Annotated in this window: 16 protein-coding genes; 11 read left to right on the top strand and 5 right to left on the bottom strand. The window is 64.6% G+C overall.

What is annotated here, in order from left to right; translation table 11 throughout:
* Positions 1–21: 21 nt before the first annotated feature.
* Entirely contained in the window at positions 22–1,542 is a 1,521-nt protein-coding gene (locus tag N826_RS28635; protein ID WP_052832221.1) for an amidohydrolase family protein, read from the bottom strand.
* Positions 1,543–1,739: 197 nt separating this feature from the next.
* On the opposite strand from N826_RS28635, the gene N826_RS28630 reads away from it, so the two are divergent.
* The 8 genes from N826_RS28630 to N826_RS28595 all read left to right on the top strand — a co-directional run bounded on the left by N826_RS28630 (position 1,740) and on the right by N826_RS28595 (position 7,747).
* Positions 1,740–2,351: a TspO/MBR family protein gene (locus tag N826_RS28630; RefSeq protein WP_052832219.1), complete on the top strand. Its 612-nt coding sequence runs from the start codon at positions 1,740–1,742 to the stop codon at positions 2,349–2,351.
* A 57-nt stretch (positions 2,352–2,408) separates the two neighbouring features.
* Positions 2,409–3,164 (top strand): (Fe-S)-binding protein, encoded by a 756-nt coding sequence (locus tag N826_RS28625; protein ID WP_044434484.1) that lies wholly within the window; start codon positions 2,409–2,411, stop codon positions 3,162–3,164.
* Entirely contained in the window at positions 3,148–4,548 is a 1,401-nt protein-coding gene (locus N826_RS28620; RefSeq protein WP_044434482.1) for a LutB/LldF family L-lactate oxidation iron-sulfur protein, read from the top strand. The genes N826_RS28625 and N826_RS28620 overlap by 17 nt, the downstream gene beginning before the upstream one ends.
* Positions 4,545–5,165 carry a LutC/YkgG family protein gene (locus N826_RS28615; RefSeq protein ID WP_044434480.1) on the top strand — a complete coding sequence of 207 codons (621 nt, stop codon included), beginning with the start codon at positions 4,545–4,547 and terminating at the stop codon, positions 5,163–5,165. Before N826_RS28620 ends, N826_RS28615 begins: the two co-directional genes overlap by 4 nt.
* 72 nt (positions 5,166–5,237) lie before the next feature.
* On the top strand, positions 5,238–6,131 hold the full coding sequence (locus N826_RS28610; RefSeq protein ID WP_063772335.1) for a glycine betaine ABC transporter substrate-binding protein: 894 nt from the start codon (positions 5,238–5,240) through the stop codon (positions 6,129–6,131).
* A gap of 24 nt (positions 6,132–6,155) precedes the next feature.
* Entirely contained in the window at positions 6,156–6,959 is an 804-nt protein-coding gene (locus N826_RS28605; protein ID WP_044434478.1) for a class I SAM-dependent methyltransferase, read from the top strand.
* A 117-nt stretch (positions 6,960–7,076) separates the two neighbouring features.
* The gene (locus tag N826_RS28600) at positions 7,077–7,328 is read left to right on the top strand and encodes a type II toxin-antitoxin system Phd/YefM family antitoxin (protein WP_044434476.1); all 252 of its coding nucleotides are present in this window, start codon (positions 7,077–7,079) and stop codon (positions 7,326–7,328) included.
* Positions 7,328–7,747, top strand: coding sequence for a type II toxin-antitoxin system VapC family toxin (locus N826_RS28595; RefSeq protein WP_044434475.1), 420 nt, complete (start codon positions 7,328–7,330; stop codon positions 7,745–7,747). The genes N826_RS28600 and N826_RS28595 overlap by 1 nt, the downstream gene beginning before the upstream one ends.
* 277 nt (positions 7,748–8,024) lie before the next feature.
* Here N826_RS28595 and N826_RS28590 read toward each other — a convergent pair whose 3' ends face one another.
* Both N826_RS28590 and N826_RS28585 read right to left on the bottom strand, forming a co-directional pair.
* The gene (locus N826_RS28590; protein ID WP_052832216.1) at positions 8,025–9,224 is read right to left on the bottom strand and encodes an MFS transporter; all 1,200 of its coding nucleotides are present in this window, start codon (positions 9,222–9,224) and stop codon (positions 8,025–8,027) included.
* Entirely contained in the window at positions 9,221–9,769 is a 549-nt protein-coding gene (locus tag N826_RS28585; protein WP_044434545.1) for a TetR/AcrR family transcriptional regulator, read from the bottom strand. The genes N826_RS28590 and N826_RS28585 overlap by 4 nt, the downstream gene beginning before the upstream one ends.
* Before the next feature lie 26 nt (positions 9,770–9,795).
* Between N826_RS28585 and N826_RS28580 the strand changes: the two genes are divergently transcribed.
* The 3 genes from N826_RS28580 (at position 9,796) to bchJ (ending at position 12,372) form a co-directional block, all read left to right on the top strand.
* Positions 9,796–10,050: an ATP-binding cassette domain-containing protein gene (locus tag N826_RS28580; protein ID WP_044434473.1), complete on the top strand. Its 255-nt coding sequence runs from the start codon at positions 9,796–9,798 to the stop codon at positions 10,048–10,050.
* A gap of 113 nt (positions 10,051–10,163) precedes the next feature.
* Positions 10,164–11,810: a magnesium-protoporphyrin IX monomethyl ester anaerobic oxidative cyclase gene (gene bchE, locus N826_RS28575; RefSeq protein WP_044434470.1), complete on the top strand. Its 1,647-nt coding sequence runs from the start codon at positions 10,164–10,166 to the stop codon at positions 11,808–11,810.
* Complete coding sequence (gene bchJ, locus N826_RS28570; RefSeq protein WP_044434543.1) at positions 11,782–12,372, top strand: bacteriochlorophyll 4-vinyl reductase; 591 nt, start codon at positions 11,782–11,784, stop codon at positions 12,370–12,372. Before bchE ends, bchJ begins: the two co-directional genes overlap by 29 nt.
* A gap of 136 nt (positions 12,373–12,508) precedes the next feature.
* Here the strand turns inward: bchJ and N826_RS28565 are convergent, their stop codons facing one another.
* The gene (locus N826_RS28565; RefSeq protein ID WP_044434468.1) at positions 12,509–13,162 is read right to left on the bottom strand and encodes an RraA family protein; all 654 of its coding nucleotides are present in this window, start codon (positions 13,160–13,162) and stop codon (positions 12,509–12,511) included.
* An 87-nt stretch (positions 13,163–13,249) separates the two neighbouring features.
* Positions 13,250–13,570: a hypothetical protein gene (locus N826_RS28560; protein WP_044434467.1), complete on the bottom strand. Its 321-nt coding sequence runs from the start codon at positions 13,568–13,570 to the stop codon at positions 13,250–13,252.
* Between the last annotated feature and the right edge of the window lie 10 nt (positions 13,571–13,580).

Below are 13,580 nucleotides of genomic sequence, written 5' to 3'. Positions count from 1 at the left end.
ACCTCGCCGATAGGCGGGATCTCAGCCGGGTGCGGCGCTCCTGACGAAATCGCTGGCGGCGGCGGCGCGGCGCTTGACCTCCTCCGTGTCGATCGCGGTCAGCCGGCCGCCCTGCTTCAACACCCTCCCGTCCACGATCACGGTATCGACGTCTCCGGGACCGGCCGAGTGGACGATCATGTGCGCCATGTCCGTGACCGGCGTCATCGACAATCCCTGGGAGCGGTCGTGGATCGCGGTCATGATCAGGTCGGCCCGCTTGCCCGCCGCCAGCGACCCGGTGATTGCGGACAGGCCGAGCGAGCGCGCTCCCTCCAGCGTGCCGAGTTCCAGCATCCTGCGCGCGGTCGTGCCGAATTCCGACATGGCCTGACCGTTGAACAGGTTATGGGTGACCTTCATGATGTCCATCATGTCGGCATCTCCCGTCAGCGGCGTGGTGTCCACCGACAGGCCGGTCGCAACGCCCGCGTCCAGGAACGCCCTGACGGGAGGGACGCCGTAGCCGATCGTCATCTCGGAGAAGGGCGACAGCGTCACGACGGCGCCCCGCTTGGCCATGGCCTCGACCTCGGCCGGCGTGATGTGGGTGGCGTGGACGACCTGGAACCCCTCGTGCAGCAGCCCCAGCCGCTCCAGCGCCGCGACGTGGCCATGGTCGGCGGGGGTCGAGTTGGCATGGAGGGAAACGGGCAGGCCGCGCTCCCGCGCCGCGTCGAAATCGGCGCGGTAGACGGCGGGATCGCCCGGCACCAGCTTGGCTGTGCCGCCCGGTTCCTGGACGACCGACTGGACGCCCCGCCAGCCTAGCCCGAGGCTCAGCAGCCCGCCGTTCTCGTAATCCTGCCACTGGTCATGCAGCCGCGTGAAATCCGCGACGTCCAGCGGTTGCCGGGGCGACAGCGGGCGATAGGGACCGTAGGAAAAGCGCCCCCGGATGCCGGCATCCTTCAAGGCCTGGACATCGCTGCGGGCGTGTTCGGGCGAGCGGATGTTGTGGCACCAGTCATGGACGGTCGTGATGCCGGCGTTGATCGCCTCCGCCGCCGACAGCAGCGTCCCGGCATACATGTGCTCGGGCAGGAACGCCGATCCCGTTCTGGTCACCACCAGGAAATAGCCGCTGCCGGGAACGCTGTTGGCCATGTTCCGCATCAGCGAGGTCCACATGTGCCAGTGGGTGTCGACCAGACCGGGCGAGACGATGAATCCGGCGCCGTCGATCACCTCGGCGCCGGGCGCCGCGAGGCTCTCGCCGACCGCGACGATCGTCCCGTCGCGGACATGCACGTCGCCCCTGGGCAGGTCGGCGGCGCCCGGCTCCATCGTCAGCACATACCCGCCGCGAATGACGAACTCGCCCTGCGGCGGCTGCCGGACGAGCGGCCGGGACGACGGCGCCGCTGTCTGGGCCGGAGCGGAGCGCCAGGGCAGCACGGTGGTGCCCAGCGCCAGCCCGCCGAGCGCCAGTCTGCCGAGGAGAGAGCGCCGGCTGACGGCCAGCGGGCTGGAGCCGGTGGGGATGCGGTGATCGTGCGGCATCGCGGGCCTTTCGACGGTGCGGGGCGGAAACGCCAGACCCTTGATCTGAAACTCGACCGCCGCTTTTCCAGTGCTCCGATTTCCAATCCATCGGATACGGCCTGACGACGACGGATGATCCGGCCCGGCGCGGAAAGGCGGAACCAAGACTCCGGGCGTGCTGTTCCAACACGACGATTTGGCTTCTGGAGTTCACGATGGTCACGCGGCAAGCACGTTCCGACGTCGGCAGCGACCGGCGGTACCGCAAGGCGTACCGTGACAAGGATCATGCCCTTTCGCCGGGCAAAGCGGCCCTGATCGTCGGCGGAGTCCAGGTTCTCAGCGGACTGTTCAGCCGGCGCTACAGTCCCGATCCGACCCATCCTGACATCAAGGACTGGTATGAAAGCCTCGAAAAGCCATCCTACAAGCCGCCGGACCCGGTGTTCGGCGCGGCTTGGCCCGTCGTCACGACGCTGCTGGGCATCGGGGCGTACCGGCTGATGCGGCAGCCTCGCAGTCCCGAGCGCGATGCGGCGCTGGCGCTCTGGGCGGCCAACATCGCCATGACGAGCGGCTGGGGCAAGGTCTTCTTCGGTGAACGCAGCATTACCGGCGCCACCGCGGTCGCCGCGGCCATGGTCGGCACCGGCGCCGCCTATGTCGAGCGCGCTTCCCACGTCGACCGGTACGCCGCGGCTCTGGGAGTGCCGTTCACCGCCTGGACCCTGTTCGGCGGCGCTATGACGGAGGACCTGCGCGAGCACAACAGGAGCCTCGACGGCGCTGACCCCGACGGCGCGGACCCTGGACCACAGCACTCCTGACCTTACCTGAGCCGGTGAGATCAGCACCTTGTCCGACAACCCGAAGGGAAACCGCCCGTGCGCGTAGCGCTGTTCATCACCTGCTATAATGACACGCTGTTTCCGCAGACGGGGATCGCCACCGTCAGGCTACTGGAGCGGCTTGGCCATACCGTCGAGTTTCCGGAGAACCAGACCTGCTGCGGCCAGATGCACTCCAACACCGGGTACGGCGACGAGGCCATTCCCCTGATCCGCCGTTTCGTCAAGGCGTTCCGGGATGCCGAGGTGGTCGTATCGCCATCTTCGTCGTGCGTTTCCAACATCCGCACTGCCTATCTTCGAAGCCTTGTCGACACCGGCGACGAGGCATTGAAGCGCGATGTGGCCGATCTGGTGCCGCGGGTGTTCGAGCTGTCCCAGTTCCTGGTCGAGAAACTGGGCGTCGAGGATGTCGGGGCCTATTACCCCCGGCGGGTCACCTACCATCCGACCTGCAATTCGCTCCGCGCGCTGAAGGTCGGCGAGGCGCCGCTGAAGCTGCTGCGGGCGGTACGCGGCCTCGACCTGATCGAGTTGCCCGATGCGCAGGAGTGCTGCGGTTTCGGAGGCACCTTCGCGGTCAAGAACGAGGATACCTCGGTCGCGATGCTGTCGGACAAGATGCGGACCGTCCTCGGCACCCGCGCCGAAATCTGTACCGCCCTGGACAGCTCGTGCCTGATGCATATCGGGGGTGGACTTCACCGGCTCCGCAGCGGCGTCCGCACCGTTCACCTTGCGGAAATCCTGGCATCCACCGAAGGGGACTTCATCCATGGCGAGCGCCGCTGAACGCCACACATTCCCGGAACTGGCGAAGCGCGCCGTCGCGGATACCCAGCTCCGGCGCAACATCGGCAACGCGACGCAGACGATCCGCGCGAAACGCGCCGCCGTGGTCGCCGAGGTTCCGGACTGGGAAGACCTCCGCGAAGCCGGCCGATCGCTGAAGGAGCATACGCTGCGCAGCCTGGACCGCTATCTGGTCCAGCTTGAGGAAGCGGTGACGAAAGCCGGCGGGCAGGTCCACTGGGCGCGCGACGGCGCCGAGGCGAGCCGCATCGTCATCGAGATCGCCGAGCGTCATTCGGTCAAGGAGGTGATCAAGGTCAAGTCGATCACGACCGAGGAGATCAAGCTGAACGAGGCGCTGGAGGCAGCCGGCATCCGGCCATTCGAAACCGATCTGGCGGAACTCATCATCCAGCTCGGCGACGACGTTTCCTCGCATATCCTAGTGCCGGCGATCCACCGCAACCGGGCGGAAATACGTGAACTGTTCATGCGGAAGCTCGGCCTGACCGAGCTGTCCGACCGGCCGTCGGACCTGACGGCCGCGGCGCGCACTTATCTCCGCGAGAAGTTCCTGACCGTTCCCATGGCGGTCAGCGGTGCTAATTTCGGGATCTGCGACACCGGCACGATCTGCGTCGTCGAATCTGAAGGCAATGGCCGCATGTGCCTGACGCTGCCCCAGGTCCTCGTCAGCGTGATGGGCGTCGAGAAGCTGGTGCCGACATGGGAGGACATGGAAGTCTTCCTCCAGCTGCTGCCGCGCTCCTCGACCGGCGAACGGATGAACCCCTACAATTCCTTCTGGACGGGGGTGATGCCCGGCGACGGTCCGCAGGAATTCCATCTGGTGCTGCTCGACAACCGGCGCACCGACGTGCTGGCCGACAGGACCGGACGCCAGACGCTCAACTGCATCCGGTGCAGCGCCTGCCTGAACATCTGCCCGGTTTATTCCCGGACGGGGGGCCATGCGTACCACTCCGAGTATCAGGGGCCGATCGGCGCGATCCTGACGCCTCAGCTCCATGGGATGGAATCGGCCGCCTCGCTGCCCTACGCCTCGTCCCTGTGCGGCGCCTGCTACGAGGTCTGCCCGGTCAAGATCAACATTCCCGAAGTGCTGGTGCATCTGCGGACCCGTGCGGTGGCCCAGAGCGGCTTCACCCTGGAGAAGCTGGCGATGGGAGCGGCGATCCGGATGTTCGACAATCCGCGACTGCTGGAAACGGCGCAGAAGATCGCGCGGGTCGCCCAGCGTCCGTTCGCCAGCGACGGCTACATCACCGGCGGGATCGGGCCGGTGCGCCAGTGGACCAAGGCGCGCGACCTGCCCGCCGTTCCATCCCAGAGTTTCCGCGACTGGTGGAGGACGCGCCGGTGAGCGCCGCACGGGAGGAAGTTCTTGGCCGCATCCGTCAAGCCTTGTCCCGCGACCCGGCGGGCGAGATCGACATCGCGCGGAGCTACCGGCGAACCGCCGCTCTGCACGGAGCCGAACTGGTCGACCGGTTCGCCGAGCGTGCCGAAGCCTACAAGGCGACCGTGCTGCGGGTCGACGCTGCCGGACTGGCGGACGCGCTCGAACGGCTGCGGGGGCGCTTCGTCGTCCCGGACGATCTGCCGGAGGAATGGCTTCCGCCGGAGTTCATCCGCGATCACAGACAACTTGGCCACCGCGACCTGGATGCCGTGGACGGAGTGGTCACCGGCTGCGCGCTCGCCATCGCGGAGACCGGGACCATCGTCCTGGATGCCGGCGTCGGACAGGGGCGCCGGGCGATCACCCTGCTGCCGGACTTCCATGTCTGCATCGTTCCCGTGGAGCGGATCGTCGCATCGGTGCCCGAAGCCGTGGCGGCGCTTCGCACCTCGCTTCCCCGCCCCCTGACCTTCATGTCCGGGCCGTCCGCGACATCCGATATCGAGCTGAACCGGGTCGAGGGAGTCCATGGGCCGCGCAGGCTGGAGATCATCATTCTCGGAGAGACACCCGATTAAATCCGGATGAAGTCTTCAGCATCGTCGGCGAGCGCGGGAAACACATCGTAGATCTATTGGAGGATGCTTGGGATGGGTAGAATAATGTCGGTCGTCGCCGCGACGATCATGGTCTTCGGCCTCCTCGTGCATCCCATTAACGTGCATCCCGTAAGCGCCCAGCAGCGGAACATGACCATCGGCATGACGAACTGGGCTGAAAACATCGCGGTCGCCAATCTCTGGACGATCCTCTTGGAGGAACGGGGCTACCAGCCCGAGCTGAGGTCCGTCGACCGCGTTCTGGCGTTCAGCGGACTGGCCCGGGGCGACATCGATCTTGGCCTCGAGACATGGCTTCCCAAAACAGACAAGTCGGTCATGGACCGCTTCGGCAAATCCATCGAGGTCCATGACTCCTGGTACAAGGGAACGCGGCAGGGGTTCGTCGTCCCCTCCTATGTTTCGATCGACAGCATCCGCGAATTGTCCGAGCACGAGACCGACTTCCCCGCGGCGGGGGAACAGGCGGCCATCGTCGGCATAGATCCCGGTTCCTCTCTGATGCAGATGGCCGAGAAGGTCCTGAAGACCTACGACCTGGACATGAAGCTGATCAACTCGTCCGAAACGGGCATGATGAGCGCACTGGCCCGGGCCTACCGGGACAAGGCCCCGATCGTCGTTACCCTGTGGAGCCCGCATTGGGCCTTCGCGCAGTACGACCTCAAATATCTTGAAGACACCGAGAACGACTTCGGCGGCAGCGACGACATCCATCTCATGAGCCGCGCCGGCTTCGGACAGGATTTTCCGGAAGTCCTCGGCTGGCTGAATGCCTGGGATATGAGCGACGCCCAACTTGGCTCCCTCATGCTGACGATCGAGCAGGCTGGCAATGCCGAGGCTGGCGCCCGCAAATGGCTGAGCGAAAACCGATCCCTCGCCGACGGCTGGCTGGCGGCGAACTCAAAGACCAATCCGTGACCGTCAGGTTCCGGGAGTCCGGCCATGGATGACGCATATCGGGACATCGGCCGGCTATATCTGGCGCTCCTTTCGCCTGAGCAGGTGAGGGGAGATCGTCTTGGCGACGACGCGATGAACCGCTGGATGCTCGACGTCCCGCCCGGTGCCGCTGTCCTGGATGCCTGTTGCGGCATCGGCAACGATGTGCTTGCCCTGCACAGAGGCGGTCCGACGGTCGGAAAGGGCGGTCCCTGGACAGCCTACGGCTCCGATCTTTCGGAAGGCCTGCTTGAGGCGGCCCGGGCCATGACGTCCGATCATGGACTGTCCGGCGACCGCTTTCGGTGTTCGTCCTTTGCAGACCTCGCCTCGATCCCGGAATGGCGTCGGAAGTTCGACGTGGTGATCGCCGCGCACGCGATCTACACGGCTCCGGACGGGATCGGGCAGGGATCCTACGATGACTACCTCACCACGTCCCTGCACGGCATGAAGGCCGTTCTGAAAACCGGCGGATATCTGCTGACGAACACCCGCGATTGGGAAGCTCTTTATGCTGCGGGATTCCTATCGGCTACCGTCGAAAACCGGCATGATGGTGAGGCATTCCGATGCCGCTACGACTGGAAACCAGGACCCACGCCTCATTCGCTGCACCTAGCCACGCTGACCTTCGAGCGCGAGAACTCGGACGAGCGTTCCACCTCGACTGTCCGCTTCATCGGCCGCGGTGTCGAGGATATGCAGAGGCTGTTTCAGTCCGCGGGCTTTCGGGTTGCCCGAACCGGCAGGAGCGGCAGCGCCGCCGATCCGTTCATCAGCTTCATGCTGGAATCCGACGCCTGATCGGGCAGGGATCATCGTCGATCGCAAGCCGATCGTCGGTTTCAGGGCGCGACTTGACCGAAAGCGGGAACGGCACCATGATATGACCAGAAATTCTGGCCAGATTATGGTGCGGCAATGACTTCATGGTCGATCCAAGATGCCAAAACTCGATTCAGCATGGTCGTCGCGGCGGCTCGTCATGAGCCTCAAACAGTCACGAAGCACGGCAAACCCACGGTTGTCGTAATCGATGCCGTGGAATACGACCGCTTGAAGCGGCTGGATCATTTTACGGTACCAGGCTTTACCGACCATTTGCTTGCCATGCCGGCTGACGACGGCGGGTTTGAAAAGCTGAATGGCGCGCTCCGCGATCCGGATCTTTGATGTATCTGCTCGATACGGTGGTGTTGTCGGAATTTCGCAAGCGCAATCGCGACATTGGGGTCTTGACGTGGATTCGATCGGTGGCGCCATCGGACCTGTTCATCAGCGTGGTGACCATTGGCGAAATTGAACTCGGCATCGAGAAACAGCGGGAGATCGATACCCGCTTCGCGGAGGAGCTTAGCCGTTGGCTCGACACGACCTTGCGGATTTATAGCAACCAGATTTTAGGCATGGATATCGGTGTCGCCAAACGTTGGGGACGGCTGGCAGCACGGATCGGTAACAGGGGAATGGATCTCGCAATCGCGGCGACAGCACTTGAAAGCGGGCTGACGGTGGTGACGCGCAACGTTTCCGACTTCGCACCTACCGGAGTCGCGATGCTTGATCCCTTCAGCGGCGTTCGACAGGCCTGATGCTGAACAGCGGGCGCAAGGGGTTCGAAGGAAGAATATAGCGTTCGGCTTTGCGCCTTCTTTTACCAGGAGCCGAAGAGTTTGACCGGCGGTCGGCAAGTGTTGGGCCACGGCCCAACTTACGAAGCAGGAGCCTGTAGGTTGGGCCGTGGCCCAACAAGCACTGTCCACGCTGGTCAATGTCTTCGGCCCCTGGTATTACTGCTCATTGCGAACTCCGCCTCTGCCATCGGCAAACCCAGTCCGCCGGCAGGCGGAAAATGATCCCCCGCCGTCTTCAACGACAATCCGCCGGCGTCTCGGGAAGGGACGTCATGTTCCCAGGCCGGGCAGCCTCCTGTTCGCCCGTCAAGGCAGCGTTTGGCACCCAAAACGCGGCGCTTGCCATGATCGCGGCGAAGGAAAGAAGCGCCGTCCCGCTCCCCGCCGCATCCAATACAATTCCGAACAGCGGGGCTCCCGCCGTCTGGCCCAGCGCTACCATCAGGAACGGCAGGCCCAGGCCGAAATCGGGGCGGTCGGAAAACAGGGCGATTCCCCACAACAAGAAAGCGCCGCTCGATACGATATAGGCGACGCCGAATAGTCCCATCACGCCGAAGGCCATCATCGGAGCGAGGGGTGCTGCGGTAAGCCCGATCAAGGCCAGGGCCATGACGAACGATGCCATGCGATGGACGGGACCGATCCTGAAGCGGAGGGTGAGAAGCCCGGTTCCAGCGCCAAGGAGACCGGCGGCACCCAGGACGCTCCAGGCGAGCGCAATCCGGCCATCGGCAAACCCGAGGTCGCTGCGCAGGATGTTGGCGCCGAAGGTCCAGATCGCGGTGCTGGCGGCGCCCATCAGGAACGCGCCGGCGCACAGCCCCCCGACGCCGGGACGCGTCAGGCCTTCGACGGACAGGCCGCCCGATCTCCGTTCGCCGGAAGCCGCCGGCATGGCGAACCAGAGCCAGACCGTCACCGCAGCGCCGATCACCGCGAACACAGCGTAGAGTTCGCGCCAGCCGCCGGGGAACGCCGTCACCGCGAGGCCGGACAGGATGATCCCGGCCGCCGTGCCGGCGTTGATCGCGCCGTTCGCCTTGGGACGCTCCGCCTCTTCCACACAGTGCGCTACCGCCGCCGCGAGCGGAGGAGACGTCAACCCCGTGCTCAGCCCCGCGAGCGCTATCGCCGCCCCTAGGCTCCAGCCCGATGACGCGATCGTGACGAGCGCCAGCCCCGATGTCGCAGTAAGACCGGAGAGTACCGCAAGACGGCGTTCGCCGAGCTGGCCGCCGACCGCGAACGCCAGGACGATGCCGAAGCAATACGTCGCGAATGCGCTGCCCCCGATCCATCCGGCCGCCGTGGCACTCAGGGAAAGGTCCTGCTGGATGTGGGGAAGCAGGAGCCCATAGGCGAAGCGCCCCAGACCATAGGTCAGAGCGGTGAGCGCGAAGGCGGCCGCGATGAAATTGATCCGCTCCCTCATCGCGACCGGCTTTGCGCCGCCGCCACCAGGACGCCTGCCGCCTGTTTGGCCGCGCCTACGACGGAGAGATCGGAAACGCTCGCGGCCGCGGTCGCGCCCTCGAACAGAAGCCAGATCTGTGTTGCGAGGCGGCCATCGGCGTAGCCCAGCACCGTCTCAACGCGCCGGGCTACCTCCCGTTCGAACTCTTCCTTCTGCCGCCGCACGAGAGCGACGACATCCTCGTTAGCAGCGGCGTATTCGCTGCGGGCTCGCAGGAGCATGCAGCCTCGTGCCCCATGCTCGGTCAGCCAGTGCTCCAGCGTGTCGAACAATTCGCCGATGGGGTCGGCGTGTCCGCTACGCGGTTTGAGCCGGTTCATGAAGTCGCGGTGCCGTTCTTCCAGCACCGCCAGCACCAGCCCGTCGCGCGAGCCGAAGTGCTTGTAGAGCGTACGGGTCGAGGCTCCGGAGGAGGCAAGGATCCCATCGACGCCGATGCCCCGGAAACCCCCGGCATCGAACGCGCGGACCGCCCCGGCGATCATATCGTTGCGCTTGTCCATGACGCACGACTGTATGACCATGGCGGGTGGATGTAAAGCGATCGTTTTACATCTTCCGACGCACGGCGGACGAGTTCGGGAAGACCATCATCCTGGTGCTGCACGACATCAACTTCGCCTCCTGCTATTCCGACCGGATCATCGCCATGCGCGACGGCCGCGTCGCCCGCGCCGGCACGCCGGAGGAAATGATAACCGCCGACGTCATCCGCGAGATCTACGGCATAGAAGCCGATATCCACGAGATCGAAGGCCGCAGGATCACGCTGTATTACAGATAGCGGATGCGATCGCCTCGCCGCACCGGCATCCTGCCGCTCCGCAATTGATCCATGTCATTTATAGCTTACGAATTCATGTGTCATTTTTAGATGACACATGGAGGAGATGACCGTTGCGTATCCTTCTCATTCATCCGAACTACCATTCCGGCGGAGCCGAGATCGCCGGCAACTGGCCGCCGGCCTGGGCTGCCTACCTCACCGGGGCGCTGAAGACTGCCGGGTTCTGCGACGTCCGCTTCATCGACACCATGACGAACGATCTGTCGGATGCGGATCTGCGCGCCATCCTGGCGGACGAGAAGCCCGATGTGGTCGGCGTCACCGCGATCACCCCGTCGATCTACAAGGCGGAGGGCGTGCTCAAGCTCGTCAAGGACCTGCATCCCGGCGCCGTGACCGTCCTGGGCGGGATCCATGGGACGTTCATGTACCAGCAGGTCCTGAGCGAGGCGCCCTGGATCGACGTGATCGTCCGGGGCGAGGGCGAGGAGGTCCTGATCGATCTCATCCGCACGATCGACGAGGGCCGGTGGCCGATGGAGCGTCAGGCCATCAAGGGCATCGCCTTCACGGAGGCAGGCCCGGATGGGACCCGGATCGTCGCGACCCCGGCGGCTCCCACGATCAAGAACCTCGACGCCATCGCGCCGGACTGGAGCATCCTGGAGTGGGAGAAATACAAATACATCCCTCTCAACGCCCGTGTCGCCATTCCCAACATGGCGAGAGGCTGTCCCTTCACCTGTTCCTTCTGTTCGCAGTGGAAGTTCTGGCGGGACTACCGTGTCCGCGATCCGAAGAAAGTCGTCGATGAGATCGAGACGCTGTACCAGCGCTATGATGTCCGGTTCTTCATCCTTGCCGACGAGGAACCGACGATCAACCGGAAGAAGTTCGTCGAGTTCTGCCACGAACTGATCGCGCGCGACCTGCCCGGCAAGGTCCTCTGGGGGATCAACACGCGCGTCACCGATATCCTGCGCGACGAGAAGTTCCTGCCGCTCTATCGCGAGGCGGGCCTGATCCATGTGTCGCTGGGCACGGAAGCGGCGGCTCAGATGAAACTCGACCGGTTCCACAAGGAGACCAAGGTCGCCGACAACAAGAAGGCGATCCGCCTTCTGCGGGAAGCCGGGATCGTCGTGGAAGCCCAGTTCATCGTCGGACTTGAAAACGAAACGGCGGAAACGCTCGAAGAAACCTACCGGATGGCCTTGGATTGGAAGCCGGATCTGGCGAACTGGGCGATGTACACCCCGTGGCCCTTCACGTCGCTGTTCCAGGAACTGCGGGACAAGGTCGAGATCTTCGACTTCGAAAAGTACAATTTCGTGACGCCGATCATCAAGCCTGAGGCGATGGACCGGACGGAACTTCTCGACCGCGTCATGAACAATTACCGGCGTTTCTACATGCGGAAAGCCTTGTTTTCGTATCCCTGGTCGGGAACGGGACAGCGGCGGCGGTACCTGTTCGGCTGCCTCAAGGCTTTTCTCAAATCCGGCTTCGAGCGCAAGTTCTACGATCTGGGCAAGGTCGGCTACTGGGGACCGCAGTCGAAGAAGAGCGTGGACTTCCATTTCGACAAGAGCCGCACCGGCATGCCGATCCAGGCGGCCGATTGGGAATCGAACGCCGAGCGGAGCGAGAAGGCCAAGGCGGCCAAGGGCGCGATGAGGACGGCCGTCAAGGCTTGCGGCGGCGGCACGGAACAGATGGAGGAGGTGGATGAAACCGGCGCCGGCCATCGGACCTAACGCGGTCACCCAGCTTGTTCCGGCGCTGACGCGGCAGGGGTTCGACGGGATGGTGCCGCAGGTCTTCGCCGGGGCCGGAGTTTCCGGGTGGCTTGCCGACCCGCCTGCTGTCATGGTCGACGAACGGCAGGTGGCAGCCCTGCACCGGACACTCCGCGCCGAACTGCCGGCGGAACAGGCATCCCTGGTGCTGGCCGAGGCCGGTCGCCTGACGGCGGACTATCTGCTGGCAGCCCGGATCCCCGCATTGGCGCAAGCCATCCTGAAGCTGCTGCCGGCATCCCTTTCCGCGTCGTTGCTAGTCGGTGCGATCAAGGCCCATGCCTGGACCTTCGCCGGCTCGGGGCGTTTTTCGGCACGCAGTGGAAATCCGCTGATCCTGGAGATAACCAACAACCCGCTCTGCGCGGGCGAACATGCGGCGACACCTATCTGCTTATGGCACGCCGCGGTGTTCCGCAGGCTGTTCGAGGTGCTTGTGTCGCATCACGTGAGGGTCGATGAGATCGACTGCGAGGCCTGCGGCGACGATGCCTGCCGTTTTTCGATCGACTGGTCCTGAGGTGTCGGGCCACTTCAGCCCGACACCTCTTCCGGAATTCAACGGGCAAGCTTAAAGGCCGCTGTTATCAGATCGGCGTTTGGCCAACGGTGGGCGTGTATCCCGTGAGAATGCGGGCAGGCTGCCTGCGGAGCGATCAAGGCAGCCCGAATATCTCGCCGACCCTATCGCCTGCCGTCAGTCGCGCCGTCCACTCGGCCTCAAGCGCCAGCTTGGCTTCCGCCGCGTCGATCAGGCTCGCCAAGTTCGCCGGCGTCAGCGCCGCCAGGCCGTCGCCGTCGCCGATGATCAGGTCACCGGGGTTGACGGTGCAGCCGCCGATATCGACGGCCACATTGACTTCGCCCTTGGCGGCACCCGTCGGCCCACGCGGATTCACGGCGCGGGAGTAGACCGAAAACCCGGTCATGGCCGCCAGACCCGCCGTGTCGCGGATGGCGCCGTCGCAGACGACGCCTGCGGCACCTTTGCGATGAAGATACCCTCCGAGCACGTCGCCGATCATCGCGTGGGCTGCGTGGCCTTCCGCCGCGATCACGAGGACGTTTCCCGGCTCGACGAATTCCAACGACTGCAACACGGAACCGAAGTCCGGCGGATCACAACGGGCGGTGACGGCCCGTCCGAACAGGGCAGGCTGAAGGTCCGCCGGACGCAACGGCTTCACTCCCGGATCGATCTGGCGATCCGGGGCAAGGTCGACGATGACGGAAACGGGAATCCGCCGCCAGCGGGCAAGCAGGCCCTCCGCCAGCGGAGCCGGCTGAGTTGGATGGACGGTCACGGTCATTCGGCGGTTTCCTCCGATTTTTTCAGCTTCATTCTTTTCGCGAATGGTCAGCCCACTCTACTTGGGAAACAGCGGGAAACCAGGGCTTCATGAGCCCGGCGGGTGAAGGGCGGCGAACTCCTGCGGCGACATCGCCGACTGAAGGATTTCCCCGTATTCCGTCACCGGGGAGCCTGCGGGATGGTAGACATAGGCCTCTACCGGCCTGCCGTCCCTGAGTGAAACCGTCGTCAGCGTCATGAGATAGTCGCCGCCCGGCGCCAGCAATTCATGCTGGCGCATGTACAAGGCGACATCGCGGTTGGGGATCCAGGTTCCCTGCCGCTTGACCTCGTTGGCAATGTCGATCGAGGTGAACAGGGCCTTGCGGCCCGTGAACTCCCGCAGCACGGTATCGATTTCCTGCATCAGTCCTCCT

The organism is Skermanella aerolata KACC 11604 (genome assembly GCF_000936425.1).
In the GTDB taxonomy this organism is placed as follows: Bacteria; Pseudomonadota; Alphaproteobacteria; order Azospirillales; family Azospirillaceae; genus Skermanella; species Skermanella aerolata.
The sequence above is the reverse complement of the archived record's forward strand: the minus strand, read 5'-3'. Positions and strand labels throughout refer to the sequence as shown.

Coding starts and splice junctions, on each gene's coding strand:
- N826_RS28635 (WP_052832221.1), bottom strand. CDS start 1,542: ATGCCGCACGATCACCGCATCCCCACCGGCTCCAGCCCGCTGGCCGTC.
- N826_RS28630 (WP_052832219.1), top strand. CDS start 1,740: ATGGTCACGCGGCAAGCACGTTCCGACGTCGGCAGCGACCGGCGGTAC.
- N826_RS28620 (WP_044434482.1), top strand. CDS start 3,148: ATGGCGAGCGCCGCTGAACGCCACACATTCCCGGAACTGGCGAAGCGC.
- N826_RS28610 (WP_063772335.1), top strand. CDS start 5,238: ATGGGTAGAATAATGTCGGTCGTCGCCGCGACGATCATGGTCTTCGGC.
- N826_RS28605 (WP_044434478.1), top strand. CDS start 6,156: ATGGATGACGCATATCGGGACATCGGCCGGCTATATCTGGCGCTCCTT.
- N826_RS28600 (WP_044434476.1), top strand. CDS start 7,077: ATGACTTCATGGTCGATCCAAGATGCCAAAACTCGATTCAGCATGGTC.
- N826_RS28595 (WP_044434475.1), top strand. CDS start 7,328: ATGTATCTGCTCGATACGGTGGTGTTGTCGGAATTTCGCAAGCGCAAT.
- N826_RS28590 (WP_052832216.1), bottom strand. CDS start 9,224: ATGAGGGAGCGGATCAATTTCATCGCGGCCGCCTTCGCGCTCACCGCT.
- N826_RS28585 (WP_044434545.1), bottom strand. CDS start 9,769: ATGGACAAGCGCAACGATATGATCGCCGGGGCGGTCCGCGCGTTCGAT.
- bchJ (WP_044434543.1), top strand. CDS start 11,782: ATGAAACCGGCGCCGGCCATCGGACCTAACGCGGTCACCCAGCTTGTT.
- N826_RS28565 (WP_044434468.1), bottom strand. CDS start 13,162: ATGACCGTGACCGTCCATCCAACTCAGCCGGCTCCGCTGGCGGAGGGC.
- N826_RS28560 (WP_044434467.1), bottom strand. CDS start 13,570: ATGCAGGAAATCGATACCGTGCTGCGGGAGTTCACGGGCCGCAAGGCC.